At 48.2% G+C, this 760-nt stretch carries 1 protein-coding gene; it reads left to right on the forward strand.

From position 1 onward, the window contains the following. The coding region (locus R7Z50_RS26825; protein ID WP_318149661.1) for a protein adenylyltransferase SelO family protein at positions 1 to 760 on the forward strand (760 nt) is incomplete at both ends.

Raw genomic sequence — 760 nt, forward strand, 5'->3', positions numbered from 1 at the left:
CTTACTGGCAAGCGTATGGGTTTGCTCATGGTGTGATGAACACCGATAACATGTCAATTCTCGGGCAAACCTTTGATTACGGGCCATTTGGTTTTCTCGACGATTATGAACCGGGGTACATTTGTAACCATTCTGATTATCAGGGGCGTTATGCGTTCGAGCAGCAACCGCGAATTGCCCTGTGGAATCTTTCTGCTTTGGCGCATGCCTTATCACCGCTCGTCGAGCGAGAAGATTTAGAACAGGCATTGAGCCAATTTGAAGGGCGTTTAAGCCAGCAGTTTAGCCGCTTGATGCGCAGTAAGCTGGGTTTGAAAACAAAAATTGCAGAAGACGGACGTTTGTTTGAGTCGATGTTTGAACTGCTTAATCAGAATCATACCGACTACACACGATTCTTTAGAGCGTTGTCCAACCTCGATAAACAGCCAGCGCAAGAGGTCATTGATTTGTTTATTGACCGGGAAGCCGCCCAAGCGTGGCTTGATTTGTATTTGGCTCGATGTGAGCTGGAGGTAGATGAAATTGGTGAGCCGATTTCAGCCGAACAGCGTTGTGAACAGATGCGCCAAGCCAACCCGAAATACATTCTTCGCAACTACCTTGCGCAATTGGCTATCGATAAAGCTGAGGAAGGGGATTTCAGCGAAGTTCACCGTCTTGCTGAGATACTTCGCCACCCATACGATTCGCAACCAGAGTTTGAAGCGTATGCCAAACTGCCGCCAGAGTGGGGGAAAAAGATGGAGATCAGCTGCTC

The organism is Vibrio sp. 1249-1 (genome assembly GCF_033340495.1).